Annotated in this window: 24 protein-coding genes; 7 read left to right on the plus strand and 17 right to left on the minus strand. The window is 44.5% G+C overall.

The genetic code is table 11. The features are described 5' to 3' along the window. Nucleotide 1: 1 nt before the first annotated feature. The 7 genes from aroB to A3CS_RS0101650 form a co-directional block, all read right to left on the minus strand. Complete coding sequence (gene aroB, locus A3CS_RS0101620; RefSeq protein WP_005544982.1) at nucleotides 2-1,090, minus strand: 3-dehydroquinate synthase; 1,089 nt, start codon at nucleotides 1,088-1,090, stop codon at nucleotides 2-4. 23 nt (nucleotides 1,091-1,113) lie between these two features. Continuing rightward, entirely contained in the window at nucleotides 1,114-1,641 is a 528-nt protein-coding gene (gene aroK / locus A3CS_RS0101625; RefSeq protein ID WP_005555432.1) for a shikimate kinase AroK, read from the minus strand. A gap of 213 nt (nucleotides 1,642-1,854) precedes the next feature. Further along, complete coding sequence (locus A3CS_RS0101630; protein ID WP_019518173.1) at nucleotides 1,855-3,264, minus strand: type IV pilus secretin PilQ; 1,410 nt, start codon at nucleotides 3,262-3,264, stop codon at nucleotides 1,855-1,857. Between the two features lie 19 nt (nucleotides 3,265-3,283). Continuing rightward, nucleotides 3,284-3,676 (minus strand): hypothetical protein, encoded by a 393-nt coding sequence (locus A3CS_RS0101635; protein WP_005544975.1) that lies wholly within the window; start codon nucleotides 3,674-3,676, stop codon nucleotides 3,284-3,286. Then, nucleotides 3,676-4,200 (minus strand): hypothetical protein, encoded by a 525-nt coding sequence (locus A3CS_RS0101640; protein WP_019518174.1) that lies wholly within the window; start codon nucleotides 4,198-4,200, stop codon nucleotides 3,676-3,678. The genes A3CS_RS0101635 and A3CS_RS0101640 overlap by 1 nt, the downstream gene beginning before the upstream one ends. Continuing rightward, nucleotides 4,197-4,715 carry a PilN domain-containing protein gene (locus A3CS_RS0101645; RefSeq protein ID WP_005544973.1) on the minus strand — a complete coding sequence of 173 codons (519 nt, stop codon included), beginning with the start codon at nucleotides 4,713-4,715 and terminating at the stop codon, nucleotides 4,197-4,199. Before A3CS_RS0101645 ends, A3CS_RS0101640 begins: the two co-directional genes overlap by 4 nt. Before the next feature lie 10 nt (nucleotides 4,716-4,725). Then, nucleotides 4,726-5,535 carry a type IV pilus biogenesis protein PilM gene (locus tag A3CS_RS0101650; RefSeq protein ID WP_005544971.1) on the minus strand — a complete coding sequence of 270 codons (810 nt, stop codon included), beginning with the start codon at nucleotides 5,533-5,535 and terminating at the stop codon, nucleotides 4,726-4,728. A gap of 133 nt (nucleotides 5,536-5,668) precedes the next feature. On the opposite strand from A3CS_RS0101650, the gene A3CS_RS0101655 reads away from it, so the two are divergent. The 3 genes from A3CS_RS0101655 to gorA all read left to right on the plus strand — a co-directional run bounded on the left by A3CS_RS0101655 (nucleotide 5,669) and on the right by gorA (nucleotide 10,641). Continuing rightward, nucleotides 5,669-8,236 carry a penicillin-binding protein 1A gene (locus A3CS_RS0101655; protein WP_019518175.1) on the plus strand — a complete coding sequence of 856 codons (2,568 nt, stop codon included), beginning with the start codon at nucleotides 5,669-5,671 and terminating at the stop codon, nucleotides 8,234-8,236. Between the two features lie 94 nt (nucleotides 8,237-8,330). Then, complete coding sequence (locus A3CS_RS0101660; protein WP_005544967.1) at nucleotides 8,331-9,176, plus strand: 23S rRNA (adenine(2030)-N(6))-methyltransferase RlmJ; 846 nt, start codon at nucleotides 8,331-8,333, stop codon at nucleotides 9,174-9,176. Nucleotides 9,177-9,270: 94 nt separating this feature from the next. After that, a complete protein-coding gene (gene gorA / locus A3CS_RS0101665) occupies nucleotides 9,271-10,641 on the plus strand; it encodes a glutathione-disulfide reductase (protein ID WP_005544964.1) in 1,371 nt (456 codons plus the stop codon). 132 nt (nucleotides 10,642-10,773) lie between these two features. On the opposite strand, the gene crp is transcribed toward gorA, so the two are convergent. The 5 genes from crp to coaBC all read right to left on the minus strand — a co-directional run bounded on the left by crp (nucleotide 10,774) and on the right by coaBC (nucleotide 14,016). Further along, a complete protein-coding gene (crp, locus tag A3CS_RS0101670) occupies nucleotides 10,774-11,418 on the minus strand; it encodes a cAMP-activated global transcriptional regulator CRP (protein WP_005544961.1) in 645 nt (214 codons plus the stop codon). Nucleotides 11,419-11,455: 37 nt separating this feature from the next. Then, on the minus strand, nucleotides 11,456-11,674 hold the full coding sequence (locus tag A3CS_RS0101675) for a YheU family protein (protein ID WP_005544960.1): 219 nt from the start codon (nucleotides 11,672-11,674) through the stop codon (nucleotides 11,456-11,458). Between the two features lie 19 nt (nucleotides 11,675-11,693). Next, nucleotides 11,694-12,293 carry a nucleoid occlusion factor SlmA gene (gene slmA, locus A3CS_RS0101680; RefSeq protein ID WP_005540234.1) on the minus strand — a complete coding sequence of 200 codons (600 nt, stop codon included), beginning with the start codon at nucleotides 12,291-12,293 and terminating at the stop codon, nucleotides 11,694-11,696. Then, nucleotides 12,293-12,748 carry a dUTP diphosphatase gene (gene dut, locus A3CS_RS0101685; protein ID WP_005544956.1) on the minus strand — a complete coding sequence of 152 codons (456 nt, stop codon included), beginning with the start codon at nucleotides 12,746-12,748 and terminating at the stop codon, nucleotides 12,293-12,295. The genes slmA and dut overlap by 1 nt, the downstream gene beginning before the upstream one ends. A gap of 68 nt (nucleotides 12,749-12,816) precedes the next feature. After that, nucleotides 12,817-14,016, minus strand: coding sequence for a bifunctional phosphopantothenoylcysteine decarboxylase/phosphopantothenate--cysteine ligase CoaBC (gene coaBC / locus A3CS_RS0101690; protein WP_005544954.1), 1,200 nt, complete (start codon nucleotides 14,014-14,016; stop codon nucleotides 12,817-12,819). A gap of 177 nt (nucleotides 14,017-14,193) precedes the next feature. Here coaBC and radC point away from each other — a divergent pair, with 177 nt between their 5' ends. The 4 genes from radC to mutM all read left to right on the plus strand — a co-directional run bounded on the left by radC (nucleotide 14,194) and on the right by mutM (nucleotide 16,377). Continuing rightward, the gene (gene radC, locus A3CS_RS0101695; protein ID WP_005544952.1) at nucleotides 14,194-14,853 is read left to right on the plus strand and encodes a RadC family protein; all 660 of its coding nucleotides are present in this window, start codon (nucleotides 14,194-14,196) and stop codon (nucleotides 14,851-14,853) included. Nucleotides 14,854-15,061: 208 nt separating this feature from the next. Further along, complete coding sequence (rpmB, locus tag A3CS_RS0101700; protein ID WP_012820861.1) at nucleotides 15,062-15,298, plus strand: 50S ribosomal protein L28; 237 nt, start codon at nucleotides 15,062-15,064, stop codon at nucleotides 15,296-15,298. A gap of 11 nt (nucleotides 15,299-15,309) precedes the next feature. Then, complete coding sequence (gene rpmG, locus A3CS_RS0101705; RefSeq protein WP_005544948.1) at nucleotides 15,310-15,480, plus strand: 50S ribosomal protein L33; 171 nt, start codon at nucleotides 15,310-15,312, stop codon at nucleotides 15,478-15,480. 81 nt (nucleotides 15,481-15,561) lie between these two features. Next, complete coding sequence (gene mutM, locus A3CS_RS0101710) at nucleotides 15,562-16,377, plus strand: bifunctional DNA-formamidopyrimidine glycosylase/DNA-(apurinic or apyrimidinic site) lyase (RefSeq protein WP_005544946.1); 816 nt, start codon at nucleotides 15,562-15,564, stop codon at nucleotides 16,375-16,377. A 2-nt stretch (nucleotides 16,378-16,379) separates the two neighbouring features. Here mutM and A3CS_RS0101715 read toward each other — a convergent pair whose 3' ends face one another. The 5 genes from A3CS_RS0101715 to rpmE all read right to left on the minus strand — a co-directional run bounded on the left by A3CS_RS0101715 (nucleotide 16,380) and on the right by rpmE (nucleotide 19,432). Beyond that, nucleotides 16,380-17,432: a glycosyltransferase family 9 protein gene (locus tag A3CS_RS0101715; protein WP_005544945.1), complete on the minus strand. Its 1,053-nt coding sequence runs from the start codon at nucleotides 17,430-17,432 to the stop codon at nucleotides 16,380-16,382. Between the two features lie 9 nt (nucleotides 17,433-17,441). Continuing rightward, nucleotides 17,442-17,801 carry a glycosyltransferase family 9 protein gene (locus A3CS_RS1000000112160; protein WP_019518176.1) on the minus strand — a complete coding sequence of 120 codons (360 nt, stop codon included), beginning with the start codon at nucleotides 17,799-17,801 and terminating at the stop codon, nucleotides 17,442-17,444. A 168-nt stretch (nucleotides 17,802-17,969) separates the two neighbouring features. Then, nucleotides 17,970-18,464 carry a glycosyltransferase family 9 protein gene (locus tag A3CS_RS1000000112165; RefSeq protein WP_019518177.1) on the minus strand — a complete coding sequence of 165 codons (495 nt, stop codon included), beginning with the start codon at nucleotides 18,462-18,464 and terminating at the stop codon, nucleotides 17,970-17,972. Beyond that, a complete protein-coding gene (locus tag A3CS_RS0101725) occupies nucleotides 18,465-19,157 on the minus strand; it encodes a glycosyltransferase family 25 protein (RefSeq protein ID WP_005544941.1) in 693 nt (230 codons plus the stop codon). Nucleotides 19,158-19,219: 62 nt separating this feature from the next. Then, on the minus strand, nucleotides 19,220-19,432 hold the full coding sequence (gene rpmE / locus A3CS_RS0101730) for a 50S ribosomal protein L31 (RefSeq protein WP_005542845.1): 213 nt from the start codon (nucleotides 19,430-19,432) through the stop codon (nucleotides 19,220-19,222). Between the last annotated feature and the right edge of the window lie 38 nt (nucleotides 19,433-19,470).

Here is a 19,470-nt window from a genome sequence, read left to right on the forward strand (position 1 = left end):
ATTAATCGAATTGAGAGCAACGATGGATGGCATCAATCACTAAATCTTGATTAATATCTGTTGCTACATAAGCCCGACCGAGAGATTTGAGCAGTACTAAACGCAATTTACCGTTCAGCACTTTTTTATCGCGCATCATCAACGGTAAGTAATCCTGCGCCGTCATGCCGTCCGGTGAAACAGTTGGTAAATTGGCGCTTGCCAGGAGTTTCTCCAAGCGTGCCACATCGGCTTTGGTTAAATCGCCTAATCGCTCCGATAACACCGCCGCCATCATGCAACCTGCCGCTATCGACTCGCCGTGTAGCCAGTTGCCGTAACCCAAATGGGCTTCAATGGCATGACCAAAAGTATGACCGAGATTTAACAGCGCACGATCGCCTTTTTCCGTTTCGTCCCGTGCCACAATGTCCGCTTTTAATTGGCAGCAGCGGGCGATACATTGCCGGAGCGCAGATTGATCTAGGGCGACCACTTCGTCAATATGCTGCTCCAGCCATTCAAAGAAAGGGAAATCTAAAATCACACCGTATTTAATGACTTCCGCCAAGCCGGCATTCACTTCGCGTTTCGGCAAAGTGTTTAGGGTCAAGGTGTCCACGATGACGGCATTCGGCTGATAAAAAGCGCCGATCATGTTTTTCCCTAATGGGTGGTTCACGGCAGTTTTGCCGCCAACGGAAGAATCTACTTGCGCCAATAAGGTGGTCGGAATTTGAATAAAGCGCACACCTCGTTGATAGCTCGCCGCCGCATAGCCGGCAACATCGCCGATTACTCCGCCGCCCAATGCCACGATGGTAGTGTCACGACCGTGATTGGCTTGTAAAAGTGCGGTGAAAATCAGGTTTAAAGAGTCAAGGGTTTTGTATTGTTCGCCGTCCGGCAATAATACGCGCTCAACGAGACAACCGATTTTTTCCAGCATGTCGGTGACGATGGCAAGGTAATATTGTGCAACGGTCGGATTGGTCACGATCATGACTTTGTTGCCCGGTTTCAGCGGATAACAATGGGGATCCGTCAATAATCCGGCGCCGATATGAATCGGGTAGCTTCTTTCTTTCAATTCAACACTTACACACAACATTTATTTTGCTTTTTGGTCATTATTTAACCGTTATAGTTATCAATCAAGTCGATAATCTGCGTTGCCATTACCTTGGCACTTTGGTCATCAGTAGGGAGGGTAATGTCTGCTACGTCTTCATACAGCGGATTGCGGATTTTCGCCAAATCTTCCAACACCTGACGCGGATCGGCAACATCTTGCAAAAGCGGGCGCTTTTTATCCCGCTGGGTGCGTTGATATTGCTTTTCAACAGTGGTTTCCAGATAAATCACAATACCGCGCGCGGCAAGCTGGTTTCGATTGTCCTTAGATAACACTGCACCGCCGCCGGTAGATAACACGATGCCTTGGCGTTGCGTTAATTCGTTAATAATACGTTCTTCTCTTTTACGGAAACCGGCTTCGCCCTCAACATCAAAAATCCAGCCAATATCTGCGCCGGCGCGTTCTTCAATTTCTGCGTCGGTATCTACAAAATCCATGTTGAGCAATTGAGCAAGTTGGCGACCAATGGTGCTTTTGCCTGCCCCCATTGGCCCCACTAAAAAAATATTACGTTTTTCTGCCATTGTTATAATCTTAAATTTATGTCGTCGAAAAGAATGTGATCTTTTAGAAAATAAGAAACGACCGTAACATACTCATATGTGGTCGTGTGAAAGCTTTTTGAATATAGAGTTGAAAAGATCACCCCCAAAATTAGGGGGAATTATCGCAATAAACCGCTACCGTTTTCAACCTAAACAGGACAATTATTTTATCTATTGTGAGGAAAAGCAAAATTATTTCCTATTTAGGTCCTTTTTATTCTCCCCTTTTGCCATGATTTGCTCATTTACCCCGATTCGCTTTTGTTTGAAAGCGTCCGGGGTTTCGCCTTTACGCAAAATATGTGGTGTGACAAAAATCACCAGCTCGCGTTTTTGATGGCGTTCACTTTCCTTGCTGAATAAATGTTTAATACCCGGAATGTCACCCAGCACTGGCACTTTATCGGTGCCTTTGGTGATGGTATCGCTAAATACACCGCCCAGCACAATGGTTTCGCCGTCCTTGGCGAAGACTTGTGTATTAATCTCCTGTTTATCAATAGAAACCACTTCGCCCAAACCGTACGCCACACGGCTGCCCGGCGAGTTTTGGCTGACGATAAGATCTAACAGAATTTGTTTATCCTGCGAAATGTGCGGCGTGACTTCCAAACCTAGTACCGCCTCACGAAATTCCACGCTTTGCGAACCGCTTTTTTCGTTCACCAGAATATAGGGCAATTCCGTCCCCTGTTTGATGCTGGCGCTTTTTTTGTTTGTCGTTAGCAGGCGTGGGCTTGCGATGATTTCCACATTATTTTCCCGTTCAAGTGCGGTCAATTCTAAGTCTAAAAGTCGCCCGTTGATTTTCGCAACCTGTAACGCCACAGAGCCTGCCGGTTTCGTGGTCGTGGGAAAATTTACGTTTAACTGATTGACAAGGTTATCAAAGCCGTTGCCCGCCAAACTGCCACCGATACGATGGGCGTTGTCCGTCGGGCTGAAAATGCCCCAGCGCACGCCCAGTTCTTTCAGGTTTTCATCGTTAATGGTGACAATGCGCGCTTCAATGGCGATTTGCTCAATGGGTTTATCCAGTTCCTTAATCAGCTTTTTTATGTTGCGGACGGAGCGCGGTTCATCCTGAATCAGCAACAAATTGCTACGATCGTCGAAAGTGATACTGCCGTTAGGCGACAACAGGGAACCACTCCCCCCGGTGAGGGATTTCATCACTTCCGACGCTTTGGCAAAGTGTAATTTAATGGTCGCCGTGGTCAGCTGTGCCGGTTCTTCCGCCATGGGCAGAGAAAGAGGGAAAGGCTCTTCCATTTTGCCGGCAAATTTCGTGTTGGTGTCGCCTTTAGTGAAATAATAAATGCCGTTTTCCTGCCATAAATCCAGTTGTTTAATTTTTGCCACAGAACGAAACAGCTGATCCAAATCCACGTTTTCCAACTGTAACGACACCGTGCCTTGCAGTTCATCGTCAATAATCAAATTGGTATTGTGGGCTAATGCCAACTGCTGCAAAGTCGGAACCAGTGGTGCCTGTTTCAGCCGAATGGAAAACACCGGATTTTGTTCCGCCTGCACCGCAAGACTTAAAAAACACCCGAAAAACAGACCGCACTTTAGTCGTCGGGAAAGGATCGATTTCATGTTATTTCCTTCAAAATGCCTAAAATTTTATGTTCAATGTAGTGGAAAGCTCGCAATTTTGCGGGTTATCCCAACGTAAAAAACGAATTTCCTGTTTACCGATGTGTTCAATTTTCAGATTTTCCGCCGCAACAAAATCCCCTTGTTGGGCGAGGTTCACTTGGTTGTCGGCAAGCAAGAGTAATTGCCAATCTTTTTGGTGCTGCAGCACGCCCACTATGCGGATTTGATTAAATGCGGTGGACGGAAAAATCGCCTCCGTCCCTTTATAGCACTGGATTACGCTTGTGGTGTCTTTGAGTGATGCGTTCGAGGCGGTGGTTCCGCGTTGGGTTTTGTCAAAAGGATCATTAGCGGTGACAGACAAGCTGAACAACACGCCGATAAAGAAAACGAAAAGAGGGTGTAACATTATTTTTCCTTGGTATGTAATTGAAATAAAAGTTCGCTGTGAATAGAATGCCCGTCATTGGTATCGGCGTTTTTAATAATGTGCCATTCCAGTAATTCCAGCTCGTCATTAGCACTGAAAAGTGCGGTCAAAAATTCCCGTAAATCGGTAAACTGTCCGTGCAGTTGCAATTTGAGCAACGGTTTTTGATGAAAATCCCATTGGCTGTGCGCAATGTGCAATTTCGATGCAACTTGTTGAATCTGCTGATTTATCGGCGGGAGTTTGCCCGCTAATTCCGGTGTGAGTAATTGCTTCGCCGCTTTTTCTTTCAGCGCGGCTAAGATTTTTTGCTGATGAGCAAGCTTTTCCTGTTGGATTTGCAATTGTTGTGAAATCGCTTCCGCCTGGGAACGCTGTTGCCAATAATCCCATGTGGGAAAATAGAGCGCCAATAAACATACAAAAATCAGCAATGCCCTTTGTTGCCAACTCGTCAAGCGGTGCCAATGTTGCAGAAAACCATTTATGCCGTTGAATTTCATGGCGTGTCCCGCAAGGTTAAGTTAAATTGAAACTGCAGTTCGTCGGCATTCGGTTTGAACTCCGCTAGTGTGACTTCGGCGAAAAGTGGTTGTTGCGTGAGAAATTGATTCAACCGGCTGAATTCTTCTTGACTGTGGCTGTAGCCGGTTAAGGTTAGTTGCGCTGTTTTAAGAGACAATTCCGTTAATTCACCTTGTGTGAGCGGTAACTCTGTTAATTGATTTAACAGCGAAAAAACGGTTTCTTTTGAAACGGGGTGTAATTCCTCCGAATCTGTCTGTGTACTTCGGAGTTGTTGAATGTGTCGTTGTGTAAGCTGTTGCTCAGGTTGGATTTTGGTCAGTTCGGTTTGTATTGTTTCTGCGGTTTCCGCGTGGCTTTCCGCCAAAGACCCCAGAATTAACCAGCCGCTTGTGCATATCAACGCGCAAAGGATAAGTTGATGAAGTAACGCTTTATTCTGTTGACGTTGCAATTGAATGCGCCACGGCAGGAGATTGATGTCTTTTTTCATGGTAATCGTCTCAAATGTTGTGGTCGGCGTCAAAAAGTGCGGTGGATTTCAACGGCGTTTCCCGTTGCCACAAGGCGTTACCTAACGCGATGAACGGTAGCTCGGTTTCAATGGCGTGCCAGCTTTGCGGTATCGCCTGTGCGTCTTTTTCGGTTTGATAATAGAACACCTGCATCGGTTCTTCTGCATAACGTTGGCAATATTGCGCCAAAAGTGCGGTCAGGTTTCCCTGCGTTTGGAACAGCGTTTGGGTTTGCTGTAATTTGTGTTGTACCGCCAGCAAGCCCGTTTCGTCCTGATATAAAAACACGGCGTTATTTGGCAAGGCGTGCCCCAAAAAATATTCCGCCGCGCGTAACATCGCTTTTGCCGCGTTGTCTAACACGTCAATTTGTAAAGGCATAAGTTGTTGCAAATATTCTGTGGCGATTTGTTGTCTAATGGCAAAAATATCTAACCGAAAGCCCTGTTTTAACGGTGTGGCTGCGTAGTCATACCACACCTCTTCGGTGGGAATCGGCAGCTCGTTGGTTAAGCTGAAATGGCACTGTTGCTCACATTCCTGAAGGTTCAGGTTATGGGGCAAAATCAAGGTTTTCTGCCAGATTTGATGGGGCATGATGGCGGTAATAAATTTGTAGGCTAATTTTTTGCGCGGATGGTTAAAACGACGGTTTAAATGGCTTGTCAGTTCCATTAATTCCAGTTCGCCGAGGCGCAAAAAGTGCGGTTGATTTTGCGGGTCGATCCACGCTGCGTCGATGGTTTCTCCACGGCACCAAAGACCGACTTGCAGTGTGGGAATGTGTCTAATAAACATTGGATTCATCCTTATTTACACGATTTAAGTGAGTTTTCGCTTTTGCTTTTGTGGCGTAATCTTTATACTTAGCAATCAACTATATTTTTAATCCTTTTAACTTAACGACAATGAAATAAGTGAGAAATTTTCGATGCGGATCGCAAAATTAATATTAAGTTCCTTATTAACTTTATTTATTCTTGGCGGCATTGTGGCGGGTATGTTCTATATCCAGCTCAAATCCGATTTACCGGATGTGGAAACGCTGAAAACCGTTGAGCTGCAACAGCCGATGCAAATTTACACTTCCGACGGCAAACTTATCGGGGAAGTAGGGGAGCAACGCCGAGTTCCGGTGAAACTGGCGGATATTCCGGAAAAACTCATTCAAGCCGTGTTGGCAACGGAAGACAGCCGTTTCTATGAACACCACGGGCTGGATCCGATCGGCATCGGGCGTGCGTTAATGGTTGCCGTGACCAAAGGCGGCGCGTCTCAAGGGGCAAGTACCATCACCCAACAGTTGGCGCGTAACTTCTTCTTAACGCCGGAAAAAAGCCTGATCCGTAAAGCCAAAGAAGCGATTTTGGCAATTGATATTGAAAATGCGTTGGATAAAAACGAAATTCTCGAACTGTATTTAAATAAAATTTACTTGGGCTACCGTTCTTATGGTGTCGCGGCGGCGGCAAAAACCTATTTTGGTAAAGAATTGAATCAATTAACCCTATCCGAAATGGCGGTGATTGCGGGCTTGCCGAAAGCGCCTTCCACAATGAATCCGCTGTTTTCGCCGAAACGTGCGCTGGAGCGCCGTAATGTGGTGTTGGGGCGTATGTTGGACCAAAAATACATTTCCAAAGAAGAATATGATGCGGCATTAAAAGCGCCGATTGTCGCCAGTTATCACGGGGCGCAAATGGATTTCCGTGCGGATTATGTGACGGAAATGGTGCGTCAGGAAATGGTGAGACGCTTTGGTGAGGAAAATGCCTATACCAAAGGTTACAAAGTTTACACCACTGTGCTTTCCAAAGATCAGGAAACCGCACAAAAAGCGGTACGTGATAACTTAATCGCTTATGATATGCGCCATGGTTATCGTGGCGGCGCGCCTTTATGGAAAAAAGACGAAGCGCCTTGGGACAACGACACCATTATCGGTTTCCTGAAAAAATTACCGAATTCCGAACCCTTCATTCCGGCGGCGGCAGTCGGCGTTGCCAAATCCGGCGCGGAGCTCCTACTGGCTTCCGGTGATAAAATTACGCTGCCGAGCAGCGCAATGCGTTGGACAGGGCAAGCTAATCCGGTGAAAGTGGGTGATCAAATCTGGATTCGTAAAAATGACAAAGGTGGCTGGATGCTGGGGCAAATCCCGCAGGCCAACTCCGCTTTGGTTTCCTTAAACAGCGACAACGGCGCTATTGAAGCCATTGTGGGCGGTTTCAGTTTTGAACAAAGCAAATTTAACCGCGCCACTCAATCTTTGGTGCAAGTGGGTTCTTCCATTAAACCGTTTATTTATGCGGCAGCATTGGAAAAAGGGTTAACCTTATCCAGCGTGTTGCAGGATATGCCGATTGTGCTGAAAAAACCGGGACAGAAAGAATGGCGTCCGAAAAACTCGCCGGATCGTTATGACGGTCCGTTGCGTTTGCGCGTGGGATTAGGTCAGTCTAAAAATATGATTGCCATTCGCTCCATGCAAATGGCGGGCATTGATTTCGTGGCAGATTTCTTACAACGTTTCGGTTTCAAACGGGATCAATATTTTGCCAGCGAAGCCCTTGCTTTGGGCGCGGCATCCTTCACGCCGTTAGAAATGGCACGCGGTTATGCGGTGTTTGATAACGGCGGTTATTTGGTCGATCCTTATATTATCAATAAAATTTTAGATAATAGCGGTAAAGAAATTTTCGTGGCGAACCCGAAAGTAGCGTGCCCGACCTGCGACAATATTCCGGTGATTTACGGCGAAACGGAAAAATTGGACGGCTTTAAAAATACCGACTTAACGCCGGCTGACGAATTTGCCCGCACCGATGAATCTACTAACGGCGAAGAAGTAGACCAAGGCGAAAGCGTGCCGGATATTCCGGAATTGCAACCGCGTGTCGATTTGGTGAAAGAGGAAAATCTGAACCTCATGGCGGATGCAAAAACCAATGGTTCCGAAGTGCAATATGCACCACGTGTGATTAGCGGTGAATTAGCGTTCTTAATTCGTAGTGCGTTAAGTACCGCAATTTACGGCGAACAGGGGCTTGGCTGGAAAGGTACCAGCTGGCGCATGGCAAATGACATTAAACGTAAAGACATCGGCGGCAAAACCGGTACGACGAATAACTCCAAAGTGGCGTGGTATGCCGGCTTCGGGGCAAATCTGACTACGGCGGTGTATATCGGTTTTGACGATAATCGCTTTAATTTAGGTCGCGGTGAAGCCGGTGCGAAAAGTGCGATGCCGGCGTGGATTGCTTATATGAAGCCGATCTTGCAGGATATTCCGGAACGTGCATTGCCGATGCCTGCCAATATCGTAGAAAAACACATTGATTTACGCTCCGGCTTACTGGCTAACGATGGGCGCGTGGAATATTTCATTAAAGGAACGGAACCAACCCGTGCTTATGTGGAAGAACACGGCTACTATGTACCAAGCGAACTTCTCGATGGCGACAGTTCACCGGGCGGTCAACCGGAAGAATTGTTCTAAACCGCCATTCGCTCAAATGAAGCCCGGCAATTGTCGGGCTTTGTCTTTCGGGAAAAGTGCGGTCAGCTTTTCAAATGTTTTTTAAGTAGGGATTATGCTCAGTTATCGTCATAGTTTTCATGCGGGCAATCATGCGGATGTGTTGAAGCACATTGTGTTAATGCTGATTATCGAAAGCCTGCAACAAAAAGAAAAAGGGTTTTATTATTTAGATACGCATTCCGGTGCGGGGCGTTATCGCTTGCTTAGTGCGGAAGCGGAGAAAACGGCGGAATATGTGGACGGCATTGGTCGTTTGTGGGCGCGTGAGGACTTGCCCGCAGAAGTGGCACGTTATGTGGCGTTAATTAAAAAGCTCAATTATGGCGGCAAGGAATTGCGCTATTATGCGGGTTCGCCGTTGTTGGCGGCGAATTTATTGCGTCCGCAGGATCGTGCGTTGCTGGTGGAACTTCATCCGAGCGAGTTTCCGCTGTTACGCAATAATTTTAAAGAATTTGATAATGTGACGGTAAAAATCGGTGACGGTTTTCAGCAGGTCAAAGTCACCCTGCCGCCAAAAGAGCGGCGAGGGCTGGTGTTGATTGATCCGCCATATGAGTTAAAAGAAGATTACGATTTGGTGGTGAAAGCCGTTGAAGAGGGCTATAAGCGCTTTGCTACGGGCATTTATGTTATTTGGTATCCGGTGGTGCTGCGTCAGCAAACCAAGCGGATAGTGAAAGGTTTGGAAGCCACGGGGATTCGTAAAATCCTGCAAATCGAACTGGCAGTGCGCCCGGATTCCGATCAACGCGGGATGACGGCGAGCGGGATGATTGTGGTGAATCCGCCTTGGACGCTGGAGCAACAAATGAAATCCATTTTACCTTATTTAACCACCGCACTTATACCGCAAGGTACCGGTAGTTGGTCGGTAAATTGGATTACGCCGGAATAAGAAAATACCGATTGGACCGATTTATCCTATTTGTTTGATTTGTGAACACCCTTTGGGCAGAATAGCGCCCAATTGATTCATTAAGGAAAAGACTATGAGCAGACATTATGATTACCTTGCTATCGGCGGTGGTAGCGGCGGTATTGCCTCCATTAACCGCGCGGCGAGTTATGGCAAAAAATGTGCCATTATTGAGGCGAAACATTTGGGCGGAACCTGTGTAAATGTGGGTTGTGTACCGAAAAAAGTGATGTTTTACGGCGCACAAATTGCGGAAGCGATTAATCATTATGCACTAGATTACGGTTTTGATGTGGAGGTAAAAAAATTTGATTTCGCCAAGTTGGTGGAAAGCCGTCAAGCCTACATTGATCGTATTCATACTTCTTATAACAATGTATTGGCGAAAAATAACGTCGATGTGATTCACGGCTTCGCTAAATTTGTGAATAAAAACACCGTTGAAGTGACCCTTGCAGACGGTTCCACCGAACAAGTGACCGCTGACCATATTTTAATCGCGACCGGTGGTCGTCCGAGCCATCCGCCGGTAAAAGGCGTGGAATACGGCATTGATTCTGATAGGGTATTTGCTTTGAATGCGCTACCAAAACGCGTTGCCATTATCGGGGCGGGTTATATCGCGGTGGAACTTGCCGGCGTATTCAATAGTTTAGGTTCCGACACTCACTTGGTAGTGCGTCGTCACGCGCCGATGCGTAATCAGGATCCGTTGATCGTTGAAACGCTGGTGGAAGTGTTGGAGCAAGACGGCATTCATTTGCATAAACACACCACGGTGCAAGAAGTCATCAAAAATGCAGATGGATCTTTAACCGTGAAATTCGATCACGATAGAGAAATTATCGTAGATTGTTTGGTTTGGACAATCGGGCGTGATCCGGCAACGGATAAAATCGGTTTGGAAAACATCGGCGTGGAAACCAACGATCGCGGTTTCATTAAAGTGGATAAATATCAAAATACCAATGTACCCGGCATTTACGCAGTGGGCGATATTATTGACGGCGGTATCGAATTAACACCGGTTGCCGTTGCCGCCGGGCGTCGTTTATCCGAGCGTTTGTTCAATAATAAACCAAACGAGTATTTGGATTACAACCTTGTGCCGACAGTGGTATTCAGCCACCCGCCAATCGGCACCGTAGGTTTAACGGAACCGCAAGCTATTGAACAATACGGCGCGGAAAACGTGAAAGTGTATAAATCCAGCTTCACCCCGATGTACAGCGCAGTGACCCAACGCCGCCAACCTTGTCGCATGAAATTGGTTTGCGCGGGTAAAGAAGAGAAAATCGTCGGCTTGCACGGCATCGGCTTCGGTGTGGACGAAATGATCCAAGGCTTTGCTGTCGCCATCAAAATGGGTGCCACCAAAGCCGATTTCGACAACACCGTGGCAATCCACCCGACAGGTTCGGAAGAGTTTGTAACGATGCGTTAAACGATGGCTTGATTAAACAAAAGGTCTGAAAGTGTTCAGACCTTTTATTTAGCCATTAGGCAGAAAAACGCCTAAGAAAAAAACCGCACTTGAGTCGATCAACATAAAGTGCGGTTTCTTTTAAAGATGTTTTTAGCGGGTGCCGTAAACTACGATGGTTTTGCCGTGTGCCGAGATGAGGTGTTGATCTTCCAGCATTTTCAGAATACGCCCGACGGTTTCCCGCGAACAACCGACCATTTGTCCGATTTCCTGGCGGGTGATTTTAATTTGCATACCGTCCGGGTGAGTCATCGCTTCCGGCATTTTTGCCAGATTGAGCAAGGTTTGCGCAATGCGACCGGTGACATCTAAAAAGGCTAAATTACTTACTTGGCGCGAAGTGTTTTGTAACCGATACGCTAATTGGGCAGTAAGATACATCAGGATTTCAGGGTTGACTTGAATCAGCTGGCGAAATTTACGATAAGAAATTTCCGCCACTTCGCAGGAGGATTTTGCTTTAATCCACGCAGAACGGCGTTGTCCTTCTTCAAATAAGCCCGCTTCGCCGAAAAAATCCCCTTGGCTTAAATAGGTGAGGATCATTTCTTTGCCGTCTTCATCTTTGACCAAAACGGACACGGAGCCTTGAATTAAATAATAAAGTGTCTCGGCTTTTTCGCCGGCGTTGATTAATGTGCTTTTAGACGGATATTTATGGATGTGGCAGTGGGATAAAAACCACTCAAGTGTCGGATCCATTGATTGCGTAGCTTGTGCGTTTTGTTCCTGCACGTTAAACCTCCATCTAAATTATGAAAAACTAAGCAGTTTATCTAAAAAATTCCGTTTTATCTTTTATGTCGATAGATTCATGTAATTCAGACCAAACAATCACCGCGCTTCCCTGGCGGATCCTGTTCAGCAATGCTTTCTTTTTTTGTTCGAAAGTCTGTTCATGTGAACCATAACCGGTCCCTTCGCGCAAAATAACGCTTTCCACGATATTGACCAATGTTTCTTCGGCTAACTCTTGCCAAGGAATAATCACGACATATTACCTAAATAAATTATGCAAATAAGCTTTCCATCAGTTGCCATTGCTGGTTAAAACCCTGATTCGGCATATGGCGAAAGTTGGAACGCACATAACGCATAAACTGCCCTTCGCAGAGGGTCACCAAGTGGGCGGCGATAATCCGTTCATCCACGTTAAAGCCACGTCCTTCACGCAATTTTCGCATTTGCAGAATGTTCACAAATTGCAATTCCAAGCGGTCAAAAAAGGTGGCGACGCGGGCTTGTAATTTGGCGTCTTCAAACATCAACGCGTGACCGGTTAACACGCGGGTTAAACCGGGGTTTTTGCGGGCAAAATCCAAGATCATCTGCATAATGTCTTTTACCCGTTGCATGGTGTTGGTTTCGTGTTTGATGGACTGCGAAATCCGATTAAGCAACGTGCTTTCGATGTTCTCAATAAGGGCTTCAAAAATCTTGGTTTTACTCGGGTAATAACGGTATAACGCCGCTTCCGACACGCCCACTTCCGCCGCCAAACGGGCGGTGGTCATGCGTTCCATACCACGTTCGGAATGGAGCATATGGGTAAGCACCGTTAGCACTTGCTGGCGGCGTTCTTTGATACTACGTTTATTCGCCTGTTCCATCAGTGTTTACCCGAATGCCCAAAGCCGCCCTCACCACGCTCCGTGGCATTAAATTCGCTGACGATATTAAATTCGGCCTGCACCACCGGCACGAAAACCAATTGGGCAATGCGATCGCCTACTTCAATTTTGAACGGTTCGGCGCCACGATTCCACACGGAAACCATTAACGGGCCTTGATAATCGGAGTCGATTAACCCCACCAAATTTCCTAACACGATACCGTGCTTATGTCCCAAACCGGAACGCGGCAAAATCACCGCCGCCAAATTCGGATCGGCAATATAAATAGATAATCCCGTCGGGATAAGTGTGGTTTCGCCCGGTTGAATCGCAATAGATTCGTCAATTAAGGCACGTAAATCCAAACCGGCGGAACCTTCCGTAGCATAAGTCGGCAGAGGAAATTCTTTACCAATGCGTTGATCTAAAATTTTTACGTCAATTTTTTTCATTGTGATGTTTACCTTTAAAGAAATCGGTGATTTTTATCATAAAGTGCGGTCATTTTTTACGGAGTTTTTTATTTCCCATAACGCGTTACAATTTCATCGACCAATATTTCAGCTAATTTATTTTTATCCGCCAACGGTAAGACTTTTTCTCCACCCTTCCAAAATAGTTGCAACGCATTTTGATCCGCGCCGAAAACCTGCCCGCCGGACACGTCATTGGCGCAAATCATATCGAGATTTTTGCGTTGTAATTTGTCTTTGGCGTAATCGGCGACATGTTGCGTTTCGGCAGCGAAGCCCACCACAAACGGACGATTTTCGGCAAGATAGGCGACGTCGGCAATAATGTCGGGATTTTTAATGAGTTTTAACGTCATTTCCTCGCCGGATTTTTTAATTTTCTGCTCGGCAATGTCGGCAACGCGATAATCCGAAACGGCGGCGCAGCCAATGAAGATGTGGCTTTTCACAGCGCACTCAAGGGCGGTTTGCCACATTTGCTGCGCGGACGTCACATCAATGCGGGAAGCGTTTTTCGGCGTAGCAAGATTAACAGGACCTGCGATTAAGGTGACATTCGCCCCACGTTTGGCGAAGGCTTCGGCAATGGCAAAGCCCATTTTGCCGGAGCTGTGATTGGAAATATAACGCACGGGATCGATGGCTTCGCGGGTCGGACCGGCGGTAATGGCAACATTTATGCCCGCCAAATCCTGTTGTATGGCAAAATGGTCACAAAGTGCGGTGAAAATTTCCGACGGTTCGGACATTCGCCCGGCACCGACATCACCGCAGGCTTGTTCGCCGCTATTCGGTCCGATAAGTTGCACGCCTCGGCTTAAAAGTGCGGTCAGATTTTGCTGCGTTATTGCCTGGCGGTACATTTGCTGATTCATTGCCGGTGCCAGCAAAATCGGTGTGTTGGTGGCAAGACAAAGGGTGGATAATAAATCGTTCGCCATGCCCACGGTGAGACGGGCAATAAAATCTGCACTGGCAGGGGCGATCAGCACCGCGTCCGCCCATTTTGCCAATTCAATGTGACCCATTGCCAGCTCCGCTTGCGGATCCAATAAGGATTGTGCCACAGCGTTGCCGGAAATTGCCTGCAAGGTGAGCGGTGTGACAAACTCTGCCGCGGCGGGGGTTAATACTACTCGAACCTGCGCATTGGCTTTGCGTAATAAACGAATTAATTCAATGGTTTTGTAAGCGGCAATTCCGCCCGTAATGCCCACGACAATGCGTTTATTTTCTATATTTATCATGCTTAAACCCCATGGTTTGCCCGGCTGGAAAATGAGTTTGCCTATTCTACTTGAATTATTATTCAATCAAAAATCTTATTTTTGCGATCCCGGTTCCATCTTTTGCACGGGCTTTTCCAATTTTTGATAACATTATGAATTAATTGCGAATCTTTTGTTTTTAGAGAGGTTCGGCAAATGAATGAAGCATTAATGCCAAGGGAAAAGCTATTAAAATACGGTGCTGCCGCTTTGACGGACGATGAACTATTGGCGATCTTTTTGCGTACGGGAATTAAGGACTGCCCGGTGATGCAGTTATCGAAAAATGTATTGCAACATTTTGGTTCTTTACGCGAGTTAATTCGTGCCGACCAAAAGCAGTTTTGCGCTGTGAAAGGCATTGGCGTTACGCAGTTTATTCAGCTGCAAGCCTGTACTGAAATGACCCGCCGTTATTTGTTTGCAGAATTAAAAGAGACCCACTGTTTTACTTCAACCGACATTGTGAAAATGTACTTACAGACGGAGCTGGCAAATATCGAGCGGGAAATTTTTATGGTGCTTTTTCTGGATAACCAACATCGCCTGATTAAGCAGGAACGCCTGTTTCTCGGCACCATTAATAAAGCGATGGTGTACCCGCGTGAAATCATTAAAGAAGCCTTGGCTTGTAATGCGGCGGCGATTATTTTGGCGCATAATCACCCTTCCGGCGTGGCGGAACCGAGCATTTCCGATAAACAAATTACCGACACCATCAGACAGGCGGCGGATTTGGTGGATATTCGCGTGCTGGATCATTTCGTGATCGGCAATGGACGTTATTTTTCCTTTGCGGAACAAAATCTTCTTTAAAATCCACCGCACTTTTAGATAAATTTTAGCTTTAATGTAAGCAAATTCAGGATTTAGGCTTGAGAATACAAGATAAAGTGAGTATAATGCACGACCTTTAATATAGTACGCGGGTCGGGTTGCGACCTGACGAGGTCACTCTCAAAAGTTATTTTTGAAGTATTCCGAACCGTAAGCTCGAGCTTATATTTCATTATTGGAGATTAATATGTCTAGAGTCTGTCAAGTAACAGGCAAGCGTCCGGCAGTGGGGAACAACCGCTCACATGCAATGAATGCGACTCGTCGTCGTTTTCTTCCTAACCTTCACACACACCGTTTCTGGGTTGACAGTGAAAACCGTTTCGTAACATTACGCTTAACTGCAAAAGGTATGCGTATTATTGATAAAAAAGGCATTGATGCAGTTTTAGCTGAAATCCGTGCTCGTGGCGAGAAAATCTAAGGAGCTAACAAATGGCAGCAAAAGGTGCTCGTGAGAAAATCCGTTTAGTTTCTACTGCTGAAACAGGTCATTTCTACACAACAACAAAAAACAAACGTAATATGCCTGAGAAAATGGAAATCAAAAAATTTGATCCTGTAGTGCGTAAACACGTTGTTTATAAAGAAGCAAAAATCAAATAATTTGTACGAATTGAAAAACCCGATCTTGTTCGGGTTTTTTTGTATCAATATTTTCCCGCCCCACGGATTTTGGAGAAAGAAATGCCCGAACTGCCTGAAGTGGAAACCGCCGTACGCGGTGTGAGTCCTTATCTGAAAGATTATGTTATTGAAAAAATCGTAGTCCGCCAGCCGAAACTGCGCTGGGCTGTATCGCCTGAATTGGCAGAGTTGCATCATGTAAAAATTTTGGATTTAACCCGTCGCGCCAAATATCTGGTTATTCACACCGAACAGGGTTACATCATCGGACATTTGGGGATGTCGGGAACGGTGCGTATTGTGTTTCATGGCAGCCCGATTGATAAACACGATCATCTTGATATTGTGGTGAATAACGGCAAATTACTGCGTTATAACGATCCCCGCCGTTTCGGTGCCTGGCTCTGGACGGAAAAATTGGATGAATTCCATTTATTCTTAAAACTGGGACCTGAGCCGCTATCAGAGGAATTCAATGCAGAGTACTTGTTTAAAAAATTACACAAAAAAACAACCGCACTTAAAACCGTATTAATGGATAACACCGTGGTGGTTGGTATTGGCAACATTTATGCCAATGAAAGTCTATTTCTGTGCGGGTTACATCCTTTGAAGCTCGCCGCTAATCTAACTCGAAAACAATGCGAACGCTTGGTGGATACCATTAAATCGGTGCTTGCCAAAGCCATTGAACAAGGCGGCACCACGCTAAAAGATTTTCTCCAGCCCGACGGCAGACCGGGGTATTTTGCACAAGAATTGCTGGTTTACGGCAACAAAGGCAAACCATGTCCGAAGTGCGGTACAAAAATCGAGAGTTTAGTCATCGGGCAACGGAATAGTTTTTATTGCCCGACGTGCCAGAAGAAGGGATAACCTTAGTGTTTCGGCAGTGTTTGAAATAAGTGATTTACCCAATCTGCCGCTTCGTCCATGGGGAAATCGCAGGTGTGATTGTTGGAATCGCTTTCGGTTTTGCTCATAATCGCTTTATAAGGCACTTCTGCTTTGCCTTTAGGTTGCCAGCGGCAAAAATTGGCGATATTCCGCGCATAAAATGCCAAGACTTTTTTCTGCAGGGCTGTAGCAAGATGAACCGTTCCGCTATCAACACTAATAATTAAATCCGCAGAAGAAACAAGCTGGATATATTCCTGAATTGTGGTTTTAGGTGATAATTTTATCTGAATTTTGTTATCACATAATGAAATTAATTCTTCGAAATAAGTGGCACTTTCTTTCGTATTTGTTAGCACAAAAAGTACATTTTCTACAATCGTTGGGGAAAGTGAATTTAATAATTCGGCAAATTCGCTTGCCGGAATTTTTCTGGTACTGCCTTCAGGTGCCAATAAAATTCTCACTTTATCGCCCCAAAGCACTTCAAATCTAATGGTTTCCTGATTTATTAAAGCATATTCCACAGCCTTTGGATCTAAATAAGCAGAAATGGCAGAATCATTCAAATATTCAGAAATATGTGTTGTGTCATTTTGTGGACAAGCGAAATTATAATTTTTGATTGTATCTAAATTATAATTTTCCTTATGTTTTTTATTAAACACAATAATGTACCTCGGTGATAACAGCTTCTCTAAAATAATAGACTTGGTGGTGTAAGTTGGCTGAAAATCCAAATAGAGATCCCATTTACGGCATTGAGAAATATAGGTTAAAGGTTTGTCCTCCAGGAGAACATCAACTAAATCGGAATAAGCAAAAATGTCCCGATTCCTTTCTGTAACGATCACGCCAATCACCAGTTCTGGGCTGGCAAGTTTTAATTGTTTTAAATGCGCGGTATGGGCAACAGCATCGCCAATAGCATCGCCAATGGGTTTTAACAACACCGATTTAATCATTATTAAATCTATGTTTTCTGCTTTTCGTTTTCCGGCTAATTTAGCAACGAGTTTTTTTGTTATTGACATAAAATTAATTTATTTTAACCATTCTGATTTAATTTCATCGGGAGAGATTTCATTGACATTTTCAATAAAATTAAGGATATATGTTTTATTTTTACAGTTTGGATTCCAATGCGTAAAGTTTTCTTTATCAGCGAGCTTATAAAATCCAATAATTTTTTTATTTAATCCTGCTGCAATATGAATAATAGAGGTATCAGGAGAAATAACGAGGCTAGTATAATGAAGTAATGTTATCGTATCAAAGATATTTTCAGTATTTTCATAGATAAAAGCATTGGTATATTTTTCTGCTATCGTTTTTAACAAAGGGGTTACTTCGGGGTAAGTTAGTAACAGCGCTTTTTTATTTTCGGCTTTAAATTTTTCCATAAACCGATAAATGTTTTGTTCCGTAAATTTTCTGGTGCCGGCTGCACCAAAAAAGTTTATAGCGATGCAATCGACAAGATGATTTTTTTGTATGAAATTTGCAATATCTTCTTTTTTATCACTGTGATTTGGAATGTCATATTCAAGATTAATATCTTTTACACCACATCATTTAATGGCTTCTGCATAAACTTTGGAAAAATGTAATTGATCTTGAGTAACATTCAAATTAAATAGTTTGTAGTTTTGTTTTTTATAGCCGATATTATTTTTTGCATGAATTAATCGGGTTAGCCACAAATCACGATTCCGTAATAATACCGGTAAATTAATTAATACATCATAATGTTCATGTGAAAGTTGTTTTCCCATTCTGCTGTAAGCGCAATGTTCTTTTCTATTTAAAATAAAACAATGATCAATAGATGGATTTTGTTCAAATAAATTGACATTTTTAGGTGAACATACAACATCAACCTGCATTTTAGGGTTATGTCGTTTTAATTCTCTGAAAATAAATGAACTGACAATATAATCTCCGATTTTTCCGTCTTGTTGTAACACAATAATTTTCGGATTTGCCGGCAAAGCCTGCCCCTGAACATTTTTGTCTAGCAACATTTTGCCTAAGGCTAAACGGATTTTTCGGAGTAATGCTTTCATTTATGCTTTCTTGTATCGATCTTCAATAGAATTAATTTCGCTTTCAACCGCTAAGCCCTCAAAGACACAGGAGGGCTCAACGCCATACGCGTGAATACGTGTTTTTTGAATAAAACCCGTAACGAAGTCCGCCGGCATACGCAAAGGATAAGCGTATTTTAAGAGTTTTTCTACACCCGCCAGATTCACCATATAAGCGGTTGCTTTCATGATTGAGCGACGGGAATTTTTTGAAGGGTAGCGATAACGAACCAGTTTATAACCTTCAGGCAGGCACTTTTTAATTAACGGGTAAGATTTGGCTTTGCCATGATCGAAAAAGAGAATCTCGTAACGCGAAGGCAGTTTCTCAATAGCCGCCTGCAAAATCGCTTTAAAGTGGGTCGAAACAATTGCATCGTCTTCTAAAATGATGGCTTCAGCAATATTATTTTTTTTGATGTGTTCATATACTTGAATATGACTTAAGGCACATCCGATTTCACCCAGTGTCAGACGTTTATTATCGAAATCCTGATAATACTGATAATCCACCTTGGTAAGCTCTTCTTCGCTCAACGCTTTCCCATAAACCGCATAAAAAAATTCAAATTGCAAGCCAAGCCCATTTAAACGCTTTGCTATAAATTCACGACGGTGAGAGTTTTTTAAGCTGATAACGAAGATTGGGGGAAGATTGTATGCGCTATCCATAAACACATTACCTTAAGGTCGAATGGAAATAACCCCCGCAATCGCGAGGGCTAAAATTCAGATTATTTTGTACCTGGAATTTTAAAACGGCTGTTAAAGCGTTCAACGCGGCCACCGGTGTCAACAACACGTTGTTTTCCTGTGTAGAATGGGTGACATTTACCGCACACATCAAGGTTAATGTCTTTGCCTAAGGTTGAACGGGTTTTGATCACGTTACCGCAAGAACAGGTCGCAGTAACCTCTTTATATTCAGGATGAATACCTTGTTTCATAGAAAACCTCAAATTTGAAGCCATGCCGCTATCAAGCC

The sequence above is a fragment of the Aggregatibacter actinomycetemcomitans DSM 8324 genome (genome assembly GCF_000372365.1).
Taxonomy (GTDB): Bacteria; Pseudomonadota; Gammaproteobacteria; order Enterobacterales; family Pasteurellaceae; genus Aggregatibacter; species Aggregatibacter actinomycetemcomitans.